The sequence below is a fragment of the Desulfobulbus alkaliphilus genome (assembly GCF_016918545.1).
Classification (GTDB): Bacteria; Desulfobacterota; Desulfobulbia; order Desulfobulbales; family Desulfobulbaceae; genus Desulfobulbus; species Desulfobulbus alkaliphilus.
The window spans coordinates 181,411-205,386 of the sequence record NZ_JAFFQC010000004.1 but is presented as its reverse complement, the minus strand read 5'-3'; the positions used below and the strand labels follow the sequence as shown (position 1 = coordinate 205,386).

The following is a 23,976-nucleotide window of genomic DNA, read 5'->3' as shown; positions in this document are numbered from 1 at the left end:
ACCACCAAGGTACAAACTGCCATGGGCAGCTATCGATGGTCCACCGAATCAGTGGCCAGAGACAAACTGTTCTTGAAGCACTTGGGAGTAGATGCCAAATAGTGTACGCTTTAGCCAACTTTCAGGTGTTCACGGGGTTTCTAACTCCTGAATCCGTGAGCTTTCGTCCGTGCGTCAGATTCGTTGTTCGTGACCGTTCGATTAAAGTACCCTTTATCGGACGGTTACGGGCAATGAAGATGGCGAGCGGACGGATGCCCCGAAGGGCGGCGGGTGAGAGATATTGTCAAGGATTCCGATGCAATTACAAAATGATTACAGCAACATATATCCAAAACAAGAACCCCGCCGTCACGGATTCAGGTAACTGTTTGGTTTGCCACGCTCCTTTATCGCAAGTGATCACAGGTGGCCCAGATTTGTGCGGACGTGACTGCCCGCTATAGCCCTACTGTGCGGGCAGCTGTTTTCATCCAGGGGGAGTGGGAGGATAGCTTTTTCGGCTTCAGCGCAGGAGCAATCCTTCAATTTTCGTGAAGTGCCCGTCAAGGGTGTAGAGTTGCAGGCCGTACTGAAAAGCGGTTGCCGCTATCCAGATATCGTTGGTGGGAATGGGAGTCCCTCGTTTTTTCAATTGATTGAGAATCGCGCAATAGTACTCCGCGGTATCCTGGTCGATGTTATAGAGGACAACCCGTGGGGAATCGAGGAAATAGGCGAGTTCTTCACGGTTTTGCCGCTCGCGCTTGCCTCCTCTGAAACCGGAAAGAAGTTCGCCGAGCGACACTGCGCTGATACCGATATGAGAAACCCTTTTGAGAACCCCCACCACCTCGGTTTCTCCGCGCAGAGCTGAAGAGTAAATGTTTGTATCGATGAGTATTTTATTCATCCCACAACTCTTGGTCTATCTGCCGCTCAGTGTCGATTTTCCCTTGGATGCGGTCGTGCTCCGCTTTTGACCATTTGCCGAAAAGTTGGTCGAGGTCCTGCCACTCCCGAGTGAATTGCTTTTCCTTGTTCACTCCGAGATGCTTTTTGATCGCCTCAAGCACCACCTGATTAACGCTGGTTTGGTTCTGCTCAGCGTTTTCCTTCAATAATTTTGCTATATGTTCGTCAACCCCGCGGATGGAAAGTGATCCCATAGCCACCTCCTTGCTGTCACTATTGACACTCATTCTGCTGGCATTTATGGCTATCATCCTTCTTTTGTAGCAATTTGTCAATGACTCCGTGACTCCGGGGTCACGGTGACTCCGGGGTCAGGCCTCCAAGTTGCTAAGTTGGGTAAATCACATAAGGGCAGGACTCGAACAACATGCGGGTCTACCTCAAGGACACTTCCGACGGCTTTTGGGTATCAGTGGACTTTTTGCCTGCCTTCGCATGAGCTACAAATGGATTTACGTTGGCAGGCTGTGTACCGAGCTGGGGTTCGGCGGCCCCACCGGTTGTGCCTGGAGATACAAGGTTCCTGTGGTGGAAGAATGGCTTTTCGGTATTCAGCGAAGGAGCAATCCTTCAATCTTAGTAAAGTTCACCTGAATCCGTGAGCGTTCGTCCGTGCGTCAGCTTCGTTGTTCGTGGCCGTTCGATTAAAGTACACTTTATCGGACGGTTACGGGCAACGAAGATGGCGTGCGGACGGATGCCCCGAAGGGCGGCTGGTGAAATTTAGTACCAAGGATTCCGCTCCAATTAAAACATGATTACAGCAAGATATATCTAAAACAAGAGTCCAGCCGTCACGGATTCAGGGTTCAGCATCGGCCCGTTCCAGGAGATTTTTGTTGTAGTGCAGAGGAGAGTCGCGTGTTCGCGACTTCCGCTAGAACGATTTGTTAACAGATCTATCTTTTTTTAGCCTTTTTATAAGAGCTATTTTTGTCTCTTTTCCCAAGAGCAATGACCAGCACGAAGAGTTCCTTGTCAATGATTTCATAGACAAGGCGATAGCCACTTGCGCGAAGTTTGATTTTGTAGTGATTTTCAAAACCAGAGAGTTTTGAAGATGGGACATGTGGCCTTACTAATCGTTCGGACAGTTTTTTTTAAACTGTGATTGCAATGCGTTGTCAAGTTTCTTCCACTCCCTTAAGGCAGAAGGCAGGAACTTGAGTTTATAACTCATCAAGGCGTACCTCAACCGCCGAAGATTTTTCATGTTGGCGTTCTTTGACGAGTAAACCAAGTTGATAATCTTCTAACTGTTCCATCATGTGCGCATAGGTTTCAGCGGGAATCAGGTATGCTGTTGGTTTGTTATGGTTTAATATGGCTATTGGTTCTCCTTCTGATTGCTCAATAAGCGATGAAGGATTTTTTTTTAACTCTGATATGCTTGCTGAATATCTTGTTAGTACGGATTCCATTATTATTCCTCATTTTTTAACTTTTTTATGAACCTATTATAGGTCTCTGAAAAGGTCTTGGCAAGAGGTTTTCAAGATCCCGGGTCAGGCCGTTAAGTTGCTCGGTTGTGCAAATCACATAAGGGCAGGACTCGCTGTTCTTCGGGGCCGCGTTCCGGCGTTCAACCGCCGGCGCGTTTGACGGTCCAGTTGCGGCGCTGCAGTTCCGCGACGAGCAAATCGCGGTGGTCACCCTGGATTTCGATGACGCCTTCCTTGACCGTACCGCCGGAACCGCATTTTTTCTTGAGGTGGCCGGCCAGTTCCTTGAGCTGGACGGCATCAAGGGGCAGGCCGGTGATGACCGTGACCCCGGCCCCTTTGCGGCCTTTGGTTTCCCGCCGCACCCGCACAATGCCGTCGCCAACGGGTGGGGCTGAACGTTTTGTGCAGGTGCAGGCTGCGGCCGGTTGGTTGCAATCGGGGCAGATTCTGCCTTGACCGGTGGTGTAGACAAGGGCGGTTGCGGTAGTGTTTTTGCGTTTCATGGTTGTGATGGGTGCGGTGTGTTGAGATCGTTCACCCTTGCAGTCGCCAGGATAAGGTCTGCCCGGCGAGAAAGGGACGCACCGATCCGTAGCGCTCCGGGACCTTCCAGGGGTCGGGCTCGAGGATGGTTTTTGTTTCCCCGGGGGGGAGACGGTAAAAAAGGCGGGCATGGTCACTGACAAAGGCGTTGAGGCGGTCCAGGCAACCGGCCTCGGCAAAGAGTCCGGCCAGGGCGGGCAGGGCCACCGGCGCGGAGAAGATCCCGGCGGCGCAGCCGACACACTCCTTGGCGTGGCGGGGGTGCGGGGCGGAGTCCGAACCGAACATCAGCCGGGGATGGCCGCTGAAAACGGCTTGCCGCAGGGCTTCACGGTCGCGAGGGGTCTTGGCGATGGGCTTGCAGAACAGATCCGGCTGGAGTAGACCGCCGGCCACATCATCCAGGGTGATCATGAGGTGGTGCAGGGTGACAGTAGCGGCCACCTGCTGGTACTGGTTGAGAAAGGCAACGCTCTCGGTGGTGGTGATGTGCTCCATGACCATGCGCAGTCGGGGGAAGGTTTCGGCCAGACGCTGGTACACAGCCAGGAATTCCTGTTCACGCTCCATGACAAAGCCGTGACTTTCCCCATGGACCAGCAGCGGGATGTCGAGTTCCTCCAGCAGGGCGACGGTGTCGTTGATCCGGTCGAAATCGCTCACTCCGGCCTCGCTGCGGGTGGTGATACCGGCTGGATAGAGCTTGATGCCGATGATCTCGTCCCGGACGGCGAGCAGTTCTTCGCGGGAGTAGGCACGAAAGAACAGGGTCATGTACGGAGTGAAGGACTCGACACCACAGGCCTGGACCACTGCGTCGCGATAGGCCCGCAGGCGTGGCAGGGAATCCACCGGTTGCTGCAGGTTGGGCATGATCACGCCACCGGAAAATTGAGCGGCGCTGAAGGGCGCGACCAGGCGGAGCATGTCCCCCTCGCGCAGGTGGAGGTGCATGTCCAGGGGGGCATTGAGAGTAAGGGTCATCGGTGTTCAAGAATGGTATGTGTTGTTGGCAAGGGATGTGACCGGTGATGCTTTTTGGTTTTTGTCTGAGACAAAAGATCCGGTCAATACATTTTGATTCGCCCACAGGGGTGGGCTCCTACATCGCCCAGGGCCAACCCTTTGCAACCCGGTGGATCTGTAGGGTCCAAGGGGTGGGCAGGCGTCTTTTGCCTGCCCACGCGTACGCTGCGTGGAAAAATTAGAGGAAAATTTGCTGCAGGTTGAGTTAAGGCACGTACCCCAACATCCATATGCATCGTGTCACCCGTGACGGATCGATTGCGGGTGAATGCGGAGCTAAACCCACCCGTGAGCTCCGGTTGAACATCATGAAATCGACACGATCAACGTAGCCTCATGATGCCGTTTCACGGGTTTTGATATTTTTAAGAGTCTCGGTTAATTGCTGACTGACCACGTCGAGATCATACATCTGCTGAAGGTTCATCCAAATTTTGGGACCGGTTCCAAACCATTTTCCTATCCTGAGAGCAGTATCGGCCGATATTCCTCTTTTGCCGGCAGTAATTTGGGTGATTCGGTTTGCCGGAACTCCAATTTCTCGTGCAAGTTCCGCGGCGGTCATTTTCAGCTCGGCAAGCTCGTCGGCCAGGATTTCTCCGGGGTGAATTGCTGTACGGGCCATTTTTCCCTCGTGATTGTTTAGTGGTAATCGATAATCTGTACGTTATAGGCACCGTCAAGATGCCATTCAAAGCATAGCCGCCACTGGTCGTTGATGCGGATGCTGAATTGTCCTTTTCGACGTCCGGACAACGCCTTACAATGGTTACTCGGCAGACGCATCAGGGATTCGAGGGAATCCGCCGCCTCAAGAATGCGAAGCCTTTTTTCAGCTTGCCTGGCAAAGGCCTGGAAATTCTTAACGTAGTTTCCTTCATAGAAAAGTTGCGTTTTTTTATCCCCAAAGCTCTTGATCATTCGTATAAATTAACAGCAAATACGGGATACGTCAATCGTCCTCGGGCGACTATTAACCTCGCGACTGCGTGGGCAAACGATACAGCCGTTTGCCCACCCTACAGGAAAAATAAAGGAAAATCAGCTGCAAGTTTGGGGTGAGGCACGAACCCCAACATCCATATGTATGGTGTCAAACGTGACGGATCCATTACAGGTGAAAGCGGCACGGACATAACAAAAAAGGCGGATTGCCGTCGGGCGGTCATCCGCCTTTTTTGGGTGGCAGCAGATCGGTGATGGAGCCGTCCACCATTTCGGCGGCAAAGGCAAAGGTTTCCGCCAGGGTCGGGTGGGCGTGCACGGTCTTGCTGATATCTTCGGCATTGGCGCCCATCTCCAGGGCCAGCACTGCTTCATGGATCAACTCGCCGGCATTGTGGCCGCAGATGCCGGCACCGATGATGCGGCCGCTTTGCTTGTCAAAGAGAATCTTGCTGAGCCCCTTTTCCGCACCGGAGCAGAGTGCCCGTCCATTAGCGGACCAGGGGAAGACGCCTTTGACAAAGGCTATGTGCTGTGCTTTGGCGTCCCGCTCGGTCAGTCCCATCCAGGCAATTTCCGGGTGGGTGTAGGCCACTGAGGGGATGGTCATGGGCGCAAAAGCGGTTTTTTTGCCGGCAATGACCTCTGCCGCCACCTTGCCCTGATGACTGGCTTTGTGGGCCAGCATCGGCTCGCCGACCACATCGCCGATCGCATAAAAATGGGGAATGTCCGTCTGCTGCTGGGCATTGACGGTGAGGAAGCCCTGCTGATCAGGTTGGAGACCGACAGTTTCGAGGCCAAAACCCCGGGTATTGGCACGGCGGCCCACCGCGACAAGCACGGCATCAAAGAGTCCGTCGGCCGGGGCCTTCTCGCCTTCAAGGGCAACGCGGATACCCTCGGTTTCGGCGGTGATGGCGGTCACCCTGGTGCGAGTGAAAAGAGCATAGTTTTTACTCAGTGTTCCCAACAGCGGTTCCACCAGGTCCCGGTCCGCAGGCGGAATGATCTGCTCCTGGAGCTCGACGATGGTGACCGCCGCACCCAGGGCGCCATAGACCTGGGCCATTTCCATACCGATGATGCCACCGCCGATGATCAGCAGCCGTTTGGGGATGGAGGTCAGGGCCAGGGCCGTGGTCGAGTCCCAGATGCGGGGGTCATCCGGGCAATTGGGCAGGGCCATGGGGTGGGAACCGGTGGCAATGATGACATCGGTGAAACGGACCTTGGTTTCACTGTCTTGGCCCGTGACCAGCAGGGTTGTGCGGTCGACAAAGGTCCCCCGGCCGATGAGCCGGGTGATGTTGCGGGCCTTGCACAGGGCATCGAGACCGTCGGTCAGCTTGCGGACCACACTCTCCTTGTGATTGCGGAAGGCATCCAGGTCGATTTCCGGGGGGGCAAAGACAATGCCGCGTTCCCGGCCCTTGCGCGCCTCTTCGATCAGGGCCGCCCCATGGAGCAGGTTTTTGGAGGGAATACAGCCGACATTGAGACAGACCCCGCCCAGCCGGTCATATTGTTCGATCAGGCAGACGGAGAGGCCGAGGTCAGCGGCCCGGAAAGCCGCGGTGTAGCCGCCGGGACCGCCGCCGAGTACGGCAACGCTGGTGGTCAGGTGTTCCATGGTGGACCTCCCGTGGGTCAACGGTTAGAGTTTCCAGGTCATGCGGTGTTGTACCTGCACCCGGTGAACGTGTACAGTGTCTATACCTGCTCACAACAGGCATCGTTTGAGATCTTCAAGCAGCAGGCGCAGGGTCCGGCAGAAGCGGGCTGCCTCGGCACCGTCGATGATCCGGTGGTCATAAGAGAGCCCGAAGGGCAGCATCAGCCGGGGGACAAAGGCCGTCCCGTCCCAGACCGGCTTGATATCCGCCTTGCCGAGACCGAGGATAGCTGCCTGGGGGGCACTGACAATGGGGGTGAACCCAGTGCCGCCAATGCCGCCGAGGCTGGAGATGGTGAAGGAGGCGCCCTGCAATTCGGCAACGGTCAGTTTGCCCTCCCGCGCCGCCTTGCTGAGTCGACTCAGTTCCCCGGCTGTTTCCTTGAGACTCTTCCGCTCGGCATCCTTGAGCACCGGGACGATCAGCCCCTGGGGTGTGTCAATGGCAATACCGATGTGGTAATACTTCTTGAGCACGATTTTCTCGCCGGGAACAAGGGAGCTGTTGACCAGCGGATGGGCCTTGAGAGCCGTTGTCACCGCCTTGACCGCAAAAACCAGGGGGCTCCATCGTAGTTCCGCGGCCTCTTCCCGCAGTTCCCGGCGGAATCGGTCCAGCTCGCTGATATCGGCTTCCTCGAAATGGGTCACATGGGGCAGGTTGATCCAGGAACGGTGCAGGTGCGGCCCCGAGTGTTTCTGCAGGCGGGTCAGGGGGAGATCCTCCACCGGGCCATGGAGGCTGAAATCCTCCCCGGGGATGGTCGGCAGACCGGGGAGTCCGGATTCGCCCCCCGCGGTCATCACCTCCTTGACCAGTTGGTGGACATCTTCCTTGAGGATCCGTCCCTTGGGGCCGGTGGCCTGGACTCTGGCCAGGTCGACCCCCAGGGCGCGCGCCAGGGCCCGCACCGAGGGCGTGGCGTGGACAAGGCGGCTGTCTGCCGGTGCGGTTGGTTCCGATTGCAAAGGCGATGCCGGCTCGGTTGCCGGAACCGTGGGTTTAACCTCCGCCGGAGGCCCTTGCTGCCCTGATTTCTGTTGGGCGGATTTCAGTTGGTCGGGGTCTGCCGCCGGGGAATCAGCAGATTGCTCCTCCGGTGGTTCCTCGGCTTTTTCGCCGACAGCGACCTCGATCAGGGCAATGAGATCACCGCTGTTGACTATATCTCCTTCCTTGAGGCGCACCTCGGCAATGGTGCCGGTAAAGGGGGAGGGGATATCCATGACCGCCTTTTCGCTTTCCAGGGAAAGAAGGGAGGCTTCCTGCTCGATCCTGTCACCAGGGGCGATAAAGACTTCGACCACGGTGATCTTCTGCACACCGCCGAAATCCGGAACCACTATTTTTTCCATTGCCATGGCTGCTCTCCTCCTAACAAATGACGGGGTGGGGTGCATCGGGATCCAGGCTGTAGCGGTCAATGGCCTCGGTGACCACGGTTGCCGGCAGGTCACCCTGATCGACCAGAGCCTTGAGCGCGGCCACCACGATATGATGGCGGTCCACCCGGAAGAAGTTGCGCAGGGCGGCGCGGGAGTCACTGCGACCGAAACCGTCGGTGCCGAGAACGGTGAGCGGGTTGGGGATCAGTCGCCGGATCTGCTCGGCATAGCCGCGCACGTAATCAGTGCTGATCACCGCCGGACCATCGTGACCGGCCAGCACCTCCTCCACATAGGAACGTCGAGGGGGCTGCTCGGGGTGGAGCCGGTTCCAGTCTTCGGCCAGCATGCCGTCGCGATGGAGCTGGTTGATACCGAGCACCGACCAGACGGTGGCCTGTACCTCATGGTGTTCGGCCAGCAGGTCAGCGGCGGCCAGCACCTCCCGGAGGATGGCGCCGCTGCCCATAAGCTGTACCCGCAATCCGCTGCCGCTTCCCTGGCGGAGCAGGTACATGCCGCGGCCGATTCCCTCTTCCACGCCCTCGGGTATTGCCGGCTGGGGGTAATTCTCGTTGAGCAGGGTGATGTAGTAAAAGCAGTCTTCGCCCTGCCCATACATCCGCTCCAGGCCCTGGTGGATAAGGACAGCGACTTCATAGGCAAAGGTCGGGTCATAGGCTTGACAGGTGGGGATGGTCGCGGCCAGAAACAGGCCCTGGCCGTCCTGGTGCTGCAGGCCTTCACCGTTGAGGGTGGTCCGGCCGGAGGTGGCCCCCATGAGAAAACCCCGGGCCCGACTGTCCGCGGCCGCCAGCAGCTGGTCACCGATGCGCTGGAACCCGAACATGGAATAAAAGGTATAAAAGGGAATCATGGGCAGGCCATGGTTGGCATGGGCGGTCCCGGCCGCCATCCAGGAGGAAATGGCTCCGGATTCGGTGATCCCCTCTTCCAGGATCTGCCCCTTGGGATCTTCCCGATACCAGGCCATGGTTTCCGCGTCCTGGGGCTTGTAGAGCTGGCCGCCCGGGGCGTAGATACCGATCTGCCGGAACAGGCCCTCCATGCCGAAGGTTCGGGCCTCATCGGGGATGATGGGGACAATATGGCGGCCAATGGCTTTGTCCTTGACCAGGGAGGTGAGCAGGCGGACAAAGGCCATGGTGGTGGAGAGTTCCCGTTCGCCCGAGGCGGTGAGCAGGGCGGCAAAACTGTCCAGGGGCGGAACCTCCAGAGGGAGGTGGGTGGTCTCGCGGTAAGGAACCGGGCCGCCCAGCACTTTTCGCCGTTCGGTCACAAAGCGGGCTTCGGCGCTGTCCTCCTGTGGGACAATGAAGGGCAGAGCCTCCAGTTCTTCGTCCTTGAGCTGCACATGAAACCGATCTCTGAATTCCTTGAGCGCTTCCAGATCCATTTTTTTAACGTTATGGGCCACGTTGACGGATTCACCGGCCTGACCCATGCCAAATCCCTTGACCGTCTGTACCAAAAGGACGGTGGGCTGGCCCTTGTGGGCGACAGCGGCGGCAAAGGCGGCATAGACCTTGCGAGGGTCGTGGCCACCGCGGCTCATCTGCCACAACTCCTGGTCGCTGAAATCCTCGACCAGTTGCAGCAGGGCCGGATCGTCGCCAAACATGCCCTCCCGCAGGTGGGCCGGTCCCCGGGCATGGATGGTCTGCAGTTCACCGTCCACCATGGCGGTGAATTTTTTCAGGAGCAGCCCCTGGGTGTCACGTTCAAGAACCCGGTCCCACTCGCTGCCCCAGAGCACTTTGATCACATGCCAGCCGGCACCGCGGAACTTGCCCTCGAGTTCCTGGATAATCTTGCCGTTGCCGCGGACCGGGCCATCGAGCCGCTGCAGATTGCAATTGACCACGAAAATGAGATTGTCGAGGTTTTCCCGGGCCGCCAGCGACAGGGCGGCAAGCGCCTCGGGTTCATCGGATTCGCCGTCGCCCATGAAGACCCAGACCCTGCGATCGCCCATCGGTTGCAGCTCACGGTTGTCGAGGTAGCGCATGAACCGGGCCTGATAAATGGCGGCCATGGGGCCCAGGCCCATGGATACGGTGGGAAACTGCCAGAAATCAGGCATCAGCCAGGGGTGGGGATAGGAGGACAGCCCCCGACCGCCGGTCTCCTGACGGAAATTTTCCAGATGTTCACGGCTGAGGCGGCCCTCGACAAAGGCGCGGGCATAGACCCCCGGGGCACTGTGGCCCTGAAAGTAAACGAGATCAGCCCCGTGTTCCGCCTCCGGTCCCCGGAAAAACCAGTTGAAGCCCACTTCATAGATGGCGGAAATCGAGGTGTAGGTGGCAATGTGACCGCCGAGCCCTTTGTCGCCCAGGTTGGCGCGGGCGACCATGGCCATGGCATTCCAGCGCACATAGGCCGCCACATTTCTGGCGATGAAGGATTCCTCCGCGGGAATCACCTCTCCCTTGCCCGGAGGGATTGTGTTGCTGTACGGGCTGAGAATGCCGGGCGAGGTCACCATCCCCCTGCTTCGGGCCCGATCGGTGAGCACCTGGAGGAGGTAATCGGCTTTTTCCGCGCCTTCAGCGCGAATAACACCCTCCAAGGCCTGCAGCCAATCATTGGTTTCGGCCGGGTCCGGATCGTTGAAATAGGCATGCATACAGCACCTCCTGCACTGGGTGAAGGTTGTGGGGGGCGATTCAGAGACGGGTATTTCCCCTGACTTTTGGTAGCGCTGGCAATTGAACTCCTCGGAACAGGAATCCAATGCCTGCGGGGCGTACGTCCGCACACCATCTATATTGGCCGCAACCGTCCGATAAAGTATGTGTTAATGAACAGTCACGGACAATGAGGCTGACGCATGGATCCAGGGGCTTTTCACCCGTGAGAGACCCAGCAGGAAAGGGAAACAAATCCCCATGCGAAGGCGTTGGCGCTGCCGGACGGGAAAAGCTGCCGGGTCAGGTCCTGTTCTGTGCATAACGTAGCATGGAGCGGGGTAGAATGAAAAGAAAACTTCGCTCATCAGAGCGGTTGACACTGGTCCGGGGCAATTGGTCGCCCACGAACGCTCACGGATCCAGGCACAGGGCACTCCGGGGGTGCGGTTCTGGTACAATTGATTGACAGATAATTATTTATTTTGATATGCAATCATCGAGGTTCAATCGTGTTGTTTTGCAATGCAGGCCTGATGAAGGCCCGCAACCTCAACAAGGGCTGCACAATACCTCAGGACAAGGTGAAATATGACAATTCGCAAAGACAACAAACTGCTCCTCGATGAGCTGTGCCGGCGATGGGGATGCGATTGGGATGATATTTTTGATCTGGCTATTACCGGCCAGCTGCCTCTCTGGATCGAACTTTTCGATGTGGAACTTGTCTCCCGGGGAAAAAAAGGCAAAATCTCGAAGCAGTCTTGTTCACGGGCGGAGGTTCGCCCCCTGCCGGCAGAGCTTGCTCAGCTCAAGGGAAGGGGTGAGGCGATGATGATTGCTTTTGAATTGCCCTGTCTGGATGCAGAGGGTAAGGCCGTGGTCGCCACCAATTCCGTTGGCGAGGAAATGGGTGATGCCAGCATGATCGGCTTCAAACCTGCCAATCTATTTATCTATCTGCAGGATGTACTGGTGTTTGAAAAGCAGCATGGCCTCGAGGTCGAGGCCACGAGTGTCGAACCGGAGGAGGTGGGCCAGGTCCCTTCAACGCCTGTTCTGCCGGCTCCTCCACTCCAGAATGCCCGGGACATCGAACAGCATGCGCCGGAACTCCATGTCGCTCTGCAATGCTGGCAGGCCCTGTGGGGAGCTGCTGACGCGGCAGAGAAAAAACTCCGCCGGAAAAGTGTGAAAAAATGGATCCGGAAGCAGTATCCTCTGACAACAGAGGCGGCAGTGGAGCGCATAGCCCGGGTTGTCTGCCCGTCTCGAAAGAAAAAGAAGGGCTGATATTTTGTTTCTGCATGGATACTGACGGGCATTTTGCCACCAAAAAGGAAAATACCTTTGCCATTACTTCCCGTGGCGATACAATAAAAGGTGTGATGCAGGTGTATTGACCGGCAACGAAGATGGCGTGCGGACGGACGCCCCGAAGGGCGGCTGGTGATGGCGCATCGGCAAAAATGTGCCGCACGTAGAACCTGGCTGCAGCAAAATTAATCCAAACAGTTCAGCCGTCACAAATTCAGCAAGGTGGTCATGCGCAGGAGAATATTCCTTCCCATCATCCTGTTTCTCGCAGTGATCCTGACTGGAACAGGTCTTTGCGGCGATGAGCAACTCAATAATCCCCAACCGCTGGCCGATGATGTCGTCCTGCCCATGCCCAATGGCCGAACCATGGTGTTGCGGCCTGTCTGTTTCGGTGAAGGCGGTGGTTTCTATGCCTGGAAACGGTTTCGGGTGGGTGATCCTGCCGGCGGGTACCGGGAACTGCCCACCGGCGTCGCCCTTGGCGGTGCCTTCAGGGTGGAATCATCCCCGCTCTCGTCTGGAGCAGACTGGTGTTACTATATTGGAAAATACGAGGTCAGCGAGGACCAGATGTTTGCGGTGATGTCTTCACCACCGGAATACGAAGACAGCGCCTATCCGGTCCGTAACCTGTCCTGGTTCGAGGCCGATACCTTTATCCAGCAATACAACCAATGGCTCTTTGACAACGCTCGGGCAGATATCCCCGAATATGGCGGCATTCCCGGCTATCTGCGACTGCCCACGGAATTTGAATGGGAATTCGCCGCCCGGGGAGGCAGTGCGGTGGACGGGGCCCAGTTTGATCGGCGTACACCCTACCCAGAGGGAAACCTGGCCGAGTACGAGTGGTTTTCCGGCCCGAGATCATCGCATAACAGGGTCAAGCAAATAGGGCTGCTCAAGCCCAATGTCCTCGGCATTCATGACATGCTTGGCAATGTGGCCGAAATGACCAGATCCCTGTACCAGGTTGAATACTATCAGGGGCGAAGCGGGGGATTTGTTGCCAAGGGCGGGCATTATCTCAGTGATGGCGGTCAACTCCGCTCAGCGATGCGGACCGAGCAGGAATTTTATGCCCTGGACTCGAGAAGCGGCACCCTCAGCCCCGGGAAAAAACAGACTCTCGGGTTTCGGGTTGTTCTCTCGTCCCTTGTTTTTCCCAATCGAGAGGTCAGCGGGCGCATGAGCGATGAATGGGAAGGGTATCGTCAGGGACTTGCCCAGTCATTGCCGGCGGCGGTGTCAACCAGCCCGACCAGCACGAGAACACAGGTCAGTGGCACAGAGGCTGCGGTCCATCTCCAGCGGCTTCGGGAGGAACTGGCCCGTTCAGGAGAGATTTCCCAAGCTGTTCAGCAGGAAATCGACCTGCTGACCGCCTCCCTTGACGATATTCAGTTTACCATCAGACAGGCGGAAAACGATTCCGCCTATGCCTGGATCAAGATCGGCGCGGAGCAGGCCTTTTTCCTTCATAAGGAAGCGCGCAAGCTGCCGATACTCGAACAGTTGCTGCAGTCGGCCAGAAGCGCCCAGCGGACCGAGATCGTGGCCCGGTATCAGGAACGTGAAAGTGAAATACGGCAGAATATCGAGCAGGCCATGACCTCGTATTCCGAATCCATCCGCCAGCTGGGCACGGTCGCGCCGGAGGCGGTGGAAAATGGGTTTGTCCGCTACCAGCAGTTTCTTACTGACCGGCAGGCCGAGCAGCAGTTGCATCTGCTCACCACGGTGCAACGTCATGCCAATGCATACATGAGCCTCAAACGGATTGACCATGAAAATTGGCGGAAAGAGTTGTTGGAGTGGGATGGGCACTGAAGAGAAGACGGGGCGTCCGCTCATGGATCCAGGATGTTGTGCTGATTCCCAACTCTGCACCGGATGCACCTCAAGGACCACATAACCTGGAAACCGTAACAGTTTGCCGATGGCCACTTGTAAGCATCCGGTGAACGATACAGTCAGATCAGACCAGCAACCGCAAGGAGAACCCATGAACCGAAAAATAGTTTGGACGATTACCTTGATTTCGTTCCTCGCCCTGGTTTCCGGCTGTGCCGGTATCCAGGATGATGGCGACCGGACCAGGAGTGAAGGGGCAGCGACAGGTGCCGGGATAGGGGCAGTGACCGGAGCCGTGCTTGGACAGGTATTCGGCGGCGATACCAGGTCCACCGTTGTCGGTGCAGCCATTGGCGCTGCTCTCGGCGGTGCGGGCGGGTATGCCTACGGAAAACACGTCGCCAATCAGAAAGAGAAGTATGCCAGTGAAGAAGACTGGCTCGAGGCCTGTATTGCCGAGGCCCAAAGAACCAACGCGGCCATGGCCCGTTACAATGATGAGTTGCGTCAACAGATCGATGGCCTGCGTCGGGACACCGAGGCACTCGAACACCAGTACGCGGATGCAAAAACCAGAAATGTTCAGCTCAAAGAGAAAAAGAAAGTGGTTGATGGCCTTGCCCGGTCAGCAGACAAGGAATTGACCGCCGCCAGGTCCGAACTGGCGGTCCAGAATGCCGTGGTGTCTGAAGCTCGCAGCAGCGGTCAGAGCGACTATGCCCAATCCCTTGATAATCAGCTGGAAACGCTCAAAGATCATATCAGGGAACTGGAAAAACAGACGGAAGAACTGGCTGCCATGTCCGCGGCCATGGCTGTGTAAGGAGGGAGTACCATGCAAACGCGCACGGCCTTGATTTGGTTCTTTGTTGTACCGATGATGCTTGCCGGATGTGCCGGGCAGACCACGGATCCCAGGCAGGGGGGGCTGTTCAGCTACAATCCCGATGCCTATGAGCAGCGGCTGCGGGAGCGGCAATACCTCCTTGACCAGGAAGAACAGGCCACCCGATCAATTGAGGTGGAGCAGACGGTGCTTGAGGCTGAAAAAATCTCCCGTGCTCAGGAAAAGGCTGCCCTGGAAAAGCAGGTGCGGGAGTTCAACGCCTCCATGAATTCTTTGGAACAGCAGATCCAGTCCCGCCAGGCGACAACCGAGGCGCAGAAAAAAGAGCGCCAGCGGATGCTCGCCGAGATCGCTGCCCTCCGTGCCTCCACTGATGCTGCCGAGAGCCTGGAGGATGCGGAGAAACAACGTGAACTGGAGCGTTTGGAAAAAAAACGGGATGACCTGGAACGGGAAGCCGCCAGCCTGATGCTGTTATGAGCCGTGTTTGCCACAAAGGCCGAAGCGCCTTGCATGCTGGCTCCGGAACGCACGCCTCCTGTATGAGGAAGACCTGGCTGCCATCCTGAATCCGTGAGCGAATGCCCCGCAGGTCGGTTGGTGCAAGTTTTTTCAAGGGTTGAGCTGCAAATTTAATATGCGTACAGCAAGATATATAAAAAAAAGGGTCCAGCCGTCACGGATTCAGGTGCCATGTCAACGCGACGATGCTCATTCCTCCGGCCCAAGACGATGAAAACCCCATGGGTCACCGTTCTGATCTTGCTGCTCGTCCTCCCCGCGGCGCCGGCCCGCGGGACTGATGGCCTGACGGCCAGCGAGCAGGAGCACCTCAGCGAGGCGGTGCGGCTGATTCGGACCCATGCCCTGGATCCGCCGAAATCAACCCGGGGCATGGTCGACGATCTTCTCCGCGCCTATGCCCGCAGTCTTGATCCCTATTCCGACTATCTCACCAGTCGTGAATACACCGCTTTTCAGGAGTCCACCAGTGCCGATTATTTCGGGGTGGAGATGGACATCGAGAAAAAGGGTGGCCGGATCTATCTGTTTCCCTTCCGGGGCGGTCTTGCTGAAAAAAACGGAATCCGCAGTGGTGATGAACTCATCGCCGTCAATGGCGCTCCGGTGTTCGGTCAATCGGTTTTTGTGGTCGGGTCCCAGATCAGGGGGGCGGAAGGGGGCATCGTCCAACTGACCATCAGGTCCAATCAGGGTATACCCAGGGTACTGACCCTGCGCCGGCAGAGTACGGGCTATGTTTCCGTTCGCTCGATTATGCTCGAGCAGGCCCAGTATATTCAAGTGACCCGGTTTGCCCGCAATACCAGGGAACAGCTGGAAAAGGTCCTGGCGTCCGAGGAGAACAACGGCTTGGTCCTGGTCATCGACCTCCGTGGCAACCAGGGCGGTAGCCTGCGGGTGGCCCGACAGTGTGCCGATCTTTTCCTGGAGCAAGGCACGGTGCTGTTCAAAATGCGCTACCGTGATGAAGTTCGGGCCGTTCTCGCGGAGCAGCCGGGGGCGATTACCGCCAGGATTGTGCTGATCCAGGATCAGGGTACGGCCAGCGCCGCGGAAGCGTTTATCGCCGCTCTGCGGGGGAATAAGAGCTCCATGTCCGTTGGCCGGACAACCTATGGCAAGGGGCTGGCCCAGCGATTTCTGTCCTTGAACGATGGGTCGGCCCTGCTGGTGACCTACGCGGAGATCCTGACCCCGGAGGGCTTTCCCTTTCACAATCAGGGCATGGAACCGGATCTGGTGTTACCGGAGACATGGGCGGATATGGATTTTTCTCAGCAGGCATCACTGAGCGAATTGTTTGCATTGCTGCCCCAGCAGAGCAGTCCTTGAAAACCGCGATGGTGGCAATGGTTTTTCATCTTATCGCAGGCTTGGATTCGTGAGTGGCGGGTGCAAGTTGTTTTCAAGTTATTTCAAGGACTCCTCTGCTCTTGTAACATGATGAAAGCAAAATATATCCACATATATCCACAACAAGCGTCCAGCCGTCACGGATTCAGGACGATAATAAAACCCAATCAGCAGCCCAGCCGTCACGGATCAAGGGCATACTCTGTACAGCAAACAAGGAGGTACTGCATGCCATTCCCCAGAAAAATCGGATTAGGACTTACGCTGCTCCTGACCCTGCTCCTGGTTTCGTTTGCCGTCCCGGCGCAGACAGAGACCGGGCGGGAGCCCCTGAAGATCGAAGGTAAGGATACCCTGCCCCTGCGGGTGCTGTCGCGGCCTTTTTCCAGTGTCTATCAGGACCCCAACGACAGCAGTGCCAGGATCCAGGACCATGTGCCCGCTTTTCAGTCATTTTATGTCTACGACCGCCGGGGGTCTGTCAGTGATATCGATCCCCGGGGCTGGTATGAGGTTGGGGTCGATACCCGGGGCACCGTCCTCGGGTGGATGCATTCGGATGATGTCTTTGAATGGAAACAGACCATGTGCCTTTCCTATACCCATCCGGAAGGACGGTATCCGGTGCTGATGTTTGATCGCAAGGAAGATCTGGAAAAACTGACCAGCATGCCGGACCAGGAACGGTTGGACGAGGCGGGACAGTTATACATTGACATCGCCATGGGAGACATTCCCGAAGATTTCCCCATCGTCACCATCGAGCCAAAACGGGCCATCGATATCAGCAGGGAGTTCTATCTTCTGCCGATTCTCGAGTTTGAGGCCATTGAACTGAACAACCGCGAGGCCAGAATCCTTAAATTGGCGGCGGTGACCGGGGAGGGAGGCGATGCCCGGGAAAGTTCCGATATCAGAACAAACCCTGATTACCTCAGCAGTGCAGTCCGCACTAGCGGCGAGATCGATGCCGCCACTCTGGAAAGGCTGGCCGTGGATATCGTCTGGGTCATGGATACCACCAATTCCATGATGCCCTATGTCACCCAGACGCTCAAAGTAGTCGAAGAGGCTTCCGCGCGCATTTCCGCCAACACCGACCTTGCCCGGGCGGTTCGTTTTGGATACTGGGCCTATCGGGACTCGCTCGATATCCCAGGCATCGAGTATCTGGTGAAAAATTTCACGCCCGAACTCGAGGAGATCGGACCTTTTGCCGATACCTTGAAAACCGTTGATGTGGCCACTGTCGGCTCCCAGGGGTATCCGGAGGATGTCTTCTCCGGGGTTGCCTCCGCTCTTGATAAGACCGCCTGGACACCGGATGCCATACGCTTTATCATCCTGGTAGGCGATGCCCCGTCCCATCCGGTCGGCCATCGCTGGAATGCATCCGGTCACAGTCAGTCAACCCTGCGGGCCATTGCCAATGACCGCAACGTCACCATCCATGCCATCCACATCAAGGATCCCGAAGCGGCTCGCTATCACGCGTTGACCGAGGAACAGTTCCGGGCTTTGAGCACCAACAGGGGGGTGGAAGGAGGCCCCAATTATTACACCACCTCCTCGGAAGACCTGGCCGGATTTGAAGGGATCACCAAAAGCCTGACCGATTCGGTCCTGGGGTTCCTCGAGACAATTGCCGAGGAGAAGAACAGGGCGCTTGTGGCCGCATCCCCCGAGACAGCTACGGACACCACCCAGGCCCTCCAGCCCCAGGCACCGACCAGGCCTATCAATCTCGATCTGCTCGAAACCCCGCCCGCCCCTGTAGCGGACGCCACCGAGCCCTCGGCCCAGGCCCTTGCCGATGCGGCCATGAAAGCAGCCTTTGTACAGTGGGTCGGAGCCCAGACCAGGGCCCAGGCGCCCCGCGACGTGGTGGCCTGGGTGACCGACAAGGACCTGCTGGCCACGGATATTCAGTCCCTCGAGGTGCGGCTGCTGATCACCAAACAGCAGCTTGATTCCCTGCGGGAAACCCTGCGCACCATCCTGGTGGCCGGTCGCACGGGACAGATCAGCGGTGAGGATTTCTTCTCCTCGCTGCAGGCGGCGTCCGCGGCCACTGCCCGGGATCCGGACATGATCAGGCAGGCCGGTTCTCTGGCCGAGACCGGGCTGATTCCCGAGTTTCTTGACGGGCTGCCCTACACCAGCCGGATCATGGACATGAACGACGAGTTGTGGAACAGCTGGTCCATCGATGAGCAGGATATGTTTCTTGCTGATCTCGATGCCCGCATCATGGCTTATGAGACTATTCATGACGGCCCGGAAGGCTGGATTCAGCTCAATAAGAGTGACGATCCCAGTGAGTTTGTCTATCCCATAACCCTTGAGCTGCTCCCTTGAGACAATGAACCAACCTGTCTACAGGCTGCGCGATGTGGAAAAAATCCGGACCAAGGGGGGTGTTTCCTTCACCCTCCGGGTACCGGAACTCACCGTGTTCAAGGGGGCCTTTGTCTCGGTGGTGGGGCCCTCGGGCTGCGGGAAATCGACCCTGCTCGATCTGCTCGCCCTGGTTCTCGACCCGAACAGCTGGACCTGTTTCACCATCAGCCTGGCCGGCATCCAGGGTACGGAGGAGCATGACATTCCGCGCCTTTCCGAAAACGAGGCGGCCAGGATCCGGAGAAACAATATCGGCTATGTTCTCCAGAACGGCGGCCTGCTGCCTTTTCTCAACGTGTTTGAGAACATACTCATCACCGCCGAACTCAGCGGCCGTCGGGTGCGTTCCCAGGAGGTCCATACCCTGGCTGGAACCCTGGGCCTGTCTGATCAATTGAGCAAGAAACCGCAATACCTGTCCGGCGGCCAGCGCCAGCGGGTGGCCGTTGCCCGGGCCCTGATCCATCGGCCCGCCATTATTCTTGCCGACGAGCCCACCGCGGCCGTTGATTACCCCACTGCCCTGGATATCCGCGATGAACTCAAGCATCTGGCCCACGGCATGGGTGCGGCCGTGGTCATGGTCACCCATGACCAGAGCCTGGTGAGGGAGATTGCGGACTGGGAAGTGCGGTTTGATGTTGTCCGGGAATCGCGCCACCTGACCGTGGCTACGACCCGGTTCAGTAAGGCCGATGCCCTGGCGGCCACTTCGGCGTGATCAACGGGGGATGTTGCTCATGCACCGAAAGCACATGGCTGCCAGCCATTTCCAAAACCAGAAACGGGTTGCGTATGGGGCTGCGACCTGGTTCCGCTGTGCCCAGTCTGGAAGGGGTAGCGACCGAGCAAAACCGGGAAAAAGAAGGGTATGCTGATTCTGCGTCTCGCTTTTAAGGATCTTCGCCACGACTGGCTCTTGAGTATCTGCCTGGTCCTGGCCATCTCGTCGATCATTGCCCCTCTTCTCATCCTCTTCGGGCTCAAATTCGGCACCATTGAGACCCTGCGCAGCCGATTGATCGAGGATCCCAAGAACAGGGAGATCCGGCCGATAGTGACCCGCTCCTATCCTCGGGAGTGGTTTGAAAACCTGGAGGAAAGCATTCCCGGCGTGTCCTTCATCGTGCCCATGACCCGCCAGATATCCACCACCTTGACAGCCATCAACACCAGTGCCGGTGTTCGTGAACAGCTTTCCCTCATGGCCACGGCCGATGGCGACCCGCTGCTGCTGGAAAACGGTGTTGCCGTTCCAGAGGATGGTGAATGTGTGCTCACAGAAGTGGCTGCCCGCGGCCTGGAAGCAAGCGTGGGCGAGATCATTACCTTTGAAACCCGGCGTATCATCCAGGGACGATCAGAAAGCGGCATGCTGACCCTGCGGGTCGCCGGTATTCTCGAAGAACGGGCCAGCAGCCTCAAGACCGCTTTCGTTTCCCTGGATGTTGTTGAAGCTGTCGAAGATTTCAAGGATGGTAGAGCTGTTCCCACTTATGGCTGGAGCGGAGAGTTGCCGGTGGCCTATCCGGTTTTTGACGGAACCCTGGTGTATACGCCCGAGCCGCTCACCCGACTTGAAGAAGTCATGTTGATCAACAATACCGGATTTGGTCGGGTGGACAAGATCGAGGGACCGTTGGCCGGGCAGCTGTTGGGGTATACGCCGCATCCGGAATGGTCAGTCTATCAGGTCACCGTGCTCAGCCGGGCCGTGACCGATGAGAGTCTGCAGGCGGTCCGCAACCGACTGCGGGGCAAGGGAGCGGTCGTGATCCCCTGGATCGAGCCGCTGCCCGTGACCCTGACCACGGCAACCAAAACCTTCTCCGCTCATCTGGCCGCATTGACGGATGCAGCCACCCTGGTTGCCCCGGTGCCGCCGGCCATCGCCAGTCTGGAGGGGCAGGTCATCCTGGTGCCGGAAAGCGCAGGCCTTGAGCCGGGAGAGGCCAGCCTGCTGCTGGCAGTCGGTGACCGCACCCTCACGCTGCCGGTCACCCTGATCATAAACGGGCAGGGCGAGGGGCTTGTCCATGGATCGGCTTCCCTGGCCGGTACCTTGAATCTGCTCCGCTATCGGGATCTCAGGTATGATACCCAGAGCGCCAGCCTGTTGCTTTCCCGGCAGGGATACGCAGGATTTCGTCTTTATGCAACCACCATCGATGAGGTGGCCGCGGTCCAGGAACAGCTGGAAGCAGAGGGCATAACCGTGCACACAGCCAGGGAACGAATCGGCGAAGTTCGCCGCCTCGATACGTACATGAGTCTGATTTTCTGGCTTATTGCCGCTGTCGGTGTTGTCGGCGGCATCTCGGCGCTCACCGCCAGTCTGTATGCTTCGGTGGAGAGAAAAAAGAAAGAACTCAATATGTTGCGCCTCCTGGGTCTGCTCAAGCGAGAGATCATCCAGTTTCCGGTCTACCAGGGACTGCTGCTTTCAGGAGGGGGGCTGCTGCTTGCGGGGGGAGTGTTTCTCCTGGTCGCCGGTGTCATCAATCACCTGTTCAGGGAGCATCTGCGGGCAACAGAGTCTTTGTGCACGCTTTCCGGGTTCCATTTCGCTGTTCTTGTTGTCGGTGTTTTTGCGTTAAGCACCCTTGCCGCCACCTTTGCCGCTCTGCGGGTTACCCGCCTTGATCCAGCCGAGGCGTTGCGTGATGAATAATACCTATAAAAAATAAACAAACAGGGAGGGATTTGCATGAAAAAACAAGGAAGACAACAAAGGGTATGGTCCAGCTGGCTTCGGGGTGTACTGGCCATCCCTGTGCTTGTTGCTCTCTTCGTCGGCCTGGCCATAACCGGGCTGCCGATGCTCGGGACGTTGCAGGCCGCGGAATCTATCGAAGAGGCGGCGGCCGCGGCCAGAAAGCTGCAGTTGGAAGGGACTCGGCTGCAATTGCAGGGGGATCTGCAGGGGGCGGTTCAGCACTATCGTGAAAGTATCGCCCTGCTCCCCAACGAGCGGCTGGAATCACTCATTGAGCAACTGGAAAAACAGGTCGAGAAGGCCGAAGAGGTGGCGGTGGACAGACCCGCTGTTGCCGGTCCGCAACCGGATCCTCAGCCTGAGCCTGAGGCAGCAGCGGTGTCTGGAATCGAGCCCGATACCACCATTGCCCTTCAGGAGCAGGAAAGCACCGAGGGCGTGCCGGAGGCGGTGGTCCGCGAACGTGTGGCGATGAATCCCGAGGAGGAGCTTATCTACGCCTTTATGGACTGGAGCCTGAGCCAGGTAAGCGATGTTACCCAAGGCCTGGGTTTTATGCTGGAGACAGACCACGACTACACCCTCAACTTCGTTGACGGCCGCTACGAGATTCGTCTTGACCCCTTTATCCTGTATATCGTTGACGACAGCGGCCTGGATTTTGGCCCTCTTGTCTTCCATCTCGAACCGCAAAGCGCGGATCTGCTGATGGTGCGGATGACCCTGCCGGAAAGCGTGGCCATTTTTGATCAGGCAGACATAGTGGCCACCTTGACCGTGGGCAGCCAGAATGTTTCCGGGGAATGGGACCGCGGGCTGCTCGCTTTTGACTGGGCTGGCTTCAACCTGGGAAATCTGACCATCGAGGACTCAGAGCAGCAGGGGCGTTTGGATATTGAGGAGCTGGTGCTGGGAATGGCCTTGACCAGGGATGAAGATGGGGCCTGGGAAGAGCGGTACCAGGGACATATGAACGGTTTGTCCTTTGTTCTGGAGGATTCGGTCGACTGCGATATCAACCACATGGGGCTGCTCTACAGCTTGAGTGGGACGGATTTTTTCCGCTACATCGAGCTGCGCAAGAAGTTCACCGCCATGGCTGGCATGGGGGAGGCTTCAGAGCTTGCCGAATGGAAAGAATATTTCAGTGCCATCGACGAGTTTCTTGAGATCGTCAATACCTACGCCAATGCACTCACCGTGGAGGGCGTCAAGGTCCGGGTTGAAGATATGCTGTTCGCTTTCGACACCATGGAGGCATCCGGGGACATGCGACAGGAACAGGAAAACGGTCTGCTGGTCTATGATTCCCAGGGACTGATCAGTGGAGTCGAGGTCGCCGAACTGGGTGATGCGGAATATTCCGAGGCCATTACGGTCGCCGTGGACCAGCTGACCTTTGCCGGCCAAGGGGCGATGAAGCAGTTCCCGCCGGATCTGTTTGCCAACTTGTTCAATGCACTGGAGCTTGCCGAACAGGAAGCGAGCGAAGAGATTGAAATGCACATGGCTGGTCATGTCATGGAGTTTGCCGGGACTATACTGGAACTGATCCAAGGCAGCTCCCTTGAAGTCAATGTGAAAGGCGTCAATGTCCTCAATGCCATGCCCGAACCGGTTACAGTGGATCTTGCCGCCATCGGCGGTGGTTTCGACGTCGGCACCGGCGAGGGTGGGACAGTCCGCACCCAGGTCGCTTTTTCCGGCCTCACCGGGCTTGATCAGGGGGATGGGGCCATGCCTGAAGCGGCACGGTTCAATCTGGAATTGAAGAATATTCCCTCTCTCCTGGCCTTGATACCGGAATCCGACACCCTCATGGACGGTGACATGGGAGCGATTGAGGGTCATTTGATGGCGCAGGCCATGGGTTCCCTGATGACAAGCAATCTGGCTCTGGCGGTGATCGATTCCTTCATCGCTTTTCCGGCCTCCAGGATCGAGGTCGATTTCCTGAGCGAGTTGGACACGGATGCCAGTTTTTTCTCCACCAGTGAATTGAACCTGCTCATCAGCAATGCTGATGATCTCACCAGAATAATCAAGAGCTTCGGTGCGGATCCGGAAATGCTGCAGATGCTGACCACCCTGGTTGCCCTTGGCGACCGCAGTGAGGTCAACGGCACCACCGTTGACAGAATCGACGCCCGCATCAATCAGGAGGGCAAGGTCTTCATCAATACCAAGGATGTCACCCTGATGTTTTTTCCCGAGTAGGGCAAGGTCGGCAATCTGCCGCCCCATACCGCCCCCATCTGCTTCACCCGGCGGGACCCTCGTGGTCCCGCCGGCATCATCCCTTTTTTTTCCGGCCTGGATCCGTGAACGGTTGTCCG

Annotated in this window: 19 protein-coding genes and 1 pseudogene; 9 read left to right on the top strand and 11 right to left on the bottom strand. The window is 57.4% G+C overall.

Going from position 1 to position 23,976, the window contains the following annotated elements:
• Positions 1-505: 505 nt before the first annotated feature.
• From JWG43_RS03950 to aceE, 11 genes and pseudogenes are all read right to left on the bottom strand, one after another.
• Entirely contained in the window at positions 506-892 is a 387-nt protein-coding gene (locus JWG43_RS03950) for a type II toxin-antitoxin system VapC family toxin (RefSeq protein WP_205241512.1), read from the bottom strand.
• The gene (locus tag JWG43_RS03945) at positions 885-1,148 is read right to left on the bottom strand and encodes an antitoxin (RefSeq protein WP_205241511.1); all 264 of its coding nucleotides are present in this window, start codon (positions 1,146-1,148) and stop codon (positions 885-887) included. The genes JWG43_RS03950 and JWG43_RS03945 overlap by 8 nt, the downstream gene beginning before the upstream one ends.
• A gap of 705 nt (positions 1,149-1,853) precedes the next feature.
• Positions 1,854-2,134: pseudogene (locus tag JWG43_RS20180) on the bottom strand (type II toxin-antitoxin system RelE family toxin).
• On the bottom strand, positions 2,124-2,375 hold the full coding sequence (locus JWG43_RS03935) for a type II toxin-antitoxin system Phd/YefM family antitoxin (protein WP_205241510.1): 252 nt from the start codon (positions 2,373-2,375) through the stop codon (positions 2,124-2,126). The pseudogene JWG43_RS20180 and the gene JWG43_RS03935 overlap by 11 nt, the downstream one beginning before the upstream one ends.
• A gap of 161 nt (positions 2,376-2,536) precedes the next feature.
• On the bottom strand, positions 2,537-2,902 hold the full coding sequence (locus JWG43_RS03930; protein WP_205241509.1) for a translation initiation factor Sui1: 366 nt from the start codon (positions 2,900-2,902) through the stop codon (positions 2,537-2,539).
• A 31-nt stretch (positions 2,903-2,933) separates the two neighbouring features.
• Positions 2,934-3,926, bottom strand: a complete 993-nt coding sequence (pyrC, locus tag JWG43_RS03925; protein WP_205241508.1) for a dihydroorotase — start codon at positions 3,924-3,926, stop codon at positions 2,934-2,936.
• 376 nt (positions 3,927-4,302) lie between these two features.
• Entirely contained in the window at positions 4,303-4,593 is a 291-nt protein-coding gene (locus JWG43_RS03920; RefSeq protein ID WP_205241507.1) for a HigA family addiction module antitoxin, read from the bottom strand.
• Between the two features lie 17 nt (positions 4,594-4,610).
• Complete coding sequence (locus JWG43_RS03915; RefSeq protein WP_205241506.1) at positions 4,611-4,889, bottom strand: type II toxin-antitoxin system RelE/ParE family toxin; 279 nt, start codon at positions 4,887-4,889, stop codon at positions 4,611-4,613.
• 244 nt (positions 4,890-5,133) lie between these two features.
• On the bottom strand, positions 5,134-6,546 hold the full coding sequence (gene lpdA, locus JWG43_RS03910) for a dihydrolipoyl dehydrogenase (RefSeq protein WP_205241505.1): 1,413 nt from the start codon (positions 6,544-6,546) through the stop codon (positions 5,134-5,136).
• A 90-nt stretch (positions 6,547-6,636) separates the two neighbouring features.
• Positions 6,637-7,950: a 2-oxo acid dehydrogenase subunit E2 gene (locus JWG43_RS03905; protein WP_205241504.1), complete on the bottom strand. Its 1,314-nt coding sequence runs from the start codon at positions 7,948-7,950 to the stop codon at positions 6,637-6,639.
• 13 nt (positions 7,951-7,963) lie between these two features.
• Positions 7,964-10,624, bottom strand: a complete 2,661-nt coding sequence (gene aceE, locus JWG43_RS03900; protein ID WP_205241503.1) for a pyruvate dehydrogenase (acetyl-transferring), homodimeric type — start codon at positions 10,622-10,624, stop codon at positions 7,964-7,966.
• A gap of 592 nt (positions 10,625-11,216) precedes the next feature.
• Here aceE and JWG43_RS03895 point away from each other — a divergent pair.
• The 9 genes from JWG43_RS03895 to JWG43_RS03855 all read left to right on the top strand — a co-directional run bounded on the left by JWG43_RS03895 (position 11,217) and on the right by JWG43_RS03855 (position 23,857).
• On the top strand, positions 11,217-11,918 hold the full coding sequence (locus JWG43_RS03895; protein WP_205241502.1) for a hypothetical protein: 702 nt from the start codon (positions 11,217-11,219) through the stop codon (positions 11,916-11,918).
• Positions 11,919-12,170: 252 nt separating this feature from the next.
• A complete protein-coding gene (locus JWG43_RS03890) occupies positions 12,171-13,775 on the top strand; it encodes a formylglycine-generating enzyme family protein (protein ID WP_205241501.1) in 1,605 nt (534 codons plus the stop codon).
• 175 nt (positions 13,776-13,950) lie between these two features.
• The gene (locus JWG43_RS03885) at positions 13,951-14,622 is read left to right on the top strand and encodes a YMGG-like glycine zipper-containing protein (RefSeq protein WP_205241500.1); all 672 of its coding nucleotides are present in this window, start codon (positions 13,951-13,953) and stop codon (positions 14,620-14,622) included.
• Between the two features lie 12 nt (positions 14,623-14,634).
• The gene (locus JWG43_RS03880) at positions 14,635-15,126 is read left to right on the top strand and encodes a hypothetical protein (RefSeq protein WP_205241499.1); all 492 of its coding nucleotides are present in this window, start codon (positions 14,635-14,637) and stop codon (positions 15,124-15,126) included.
• A gap of 252 nt (positions 15,127-15,378) precedes the next feature.
• Positions 15,379-16,503, top strand: a complete 1,125-nt coding sequence (locus tag JWG43_RS03875; protein ID WP_205241498.1) for a S41 family peptidase — start codon at positions 15,379-15,381, stop codon at positions 16,501-16,503.
• A 249-nt stretch (positions 16,504-16,752) separates the two neighbouring features.
• Positions 16,753-18,882, top strand: coding sequence for a vWA domain-containing protein (locus JWG43_RS03870; protein ID WP_205241497.1), 2,130 nt, complete (start codon positions 16,753-16,755; stop codon positions 18,880-18,882).
• Positions 18,883-18,886: 4 nt separating this feature from the next.
• The gene (locus tag JWG43_RS03865) at positions 18,887-19,645 is read left to right on the top strand and encodes an ABC transporter ATP-binding protein (RefSeq protein WP_205241496.1); all 759 of its coding nucleotides are present in this window, start codon (positions 18,887-18,889) and stop codon (positions 19,643-19,645) included.
• 150 nt (positions 19,646-19,795) lie between these two features.
• Positions 19,796-21,595 (top strand): FtsX-like permease family protein, encoded by a 1,800-nt coding sequence (locus JWG43_RS03860; protein ID WP_205241495.1) that lies wholly within the window; start codon positions 19,796-19,798, stop codon positions 21,593-21,595.
• Positions 21,596-21,631: 36 nt separating this feature from the next.
• Entirely contained in the window at positions 21,632-23,857 is a 2,226-nt protein-coding gene (locus JWG43_RS03855; RefSeq protein WP_205241494.1) for a hypothetical protein, read from the top strand.
• Positions 23,858-23,976: the final 119 nt, after the last annotated feature.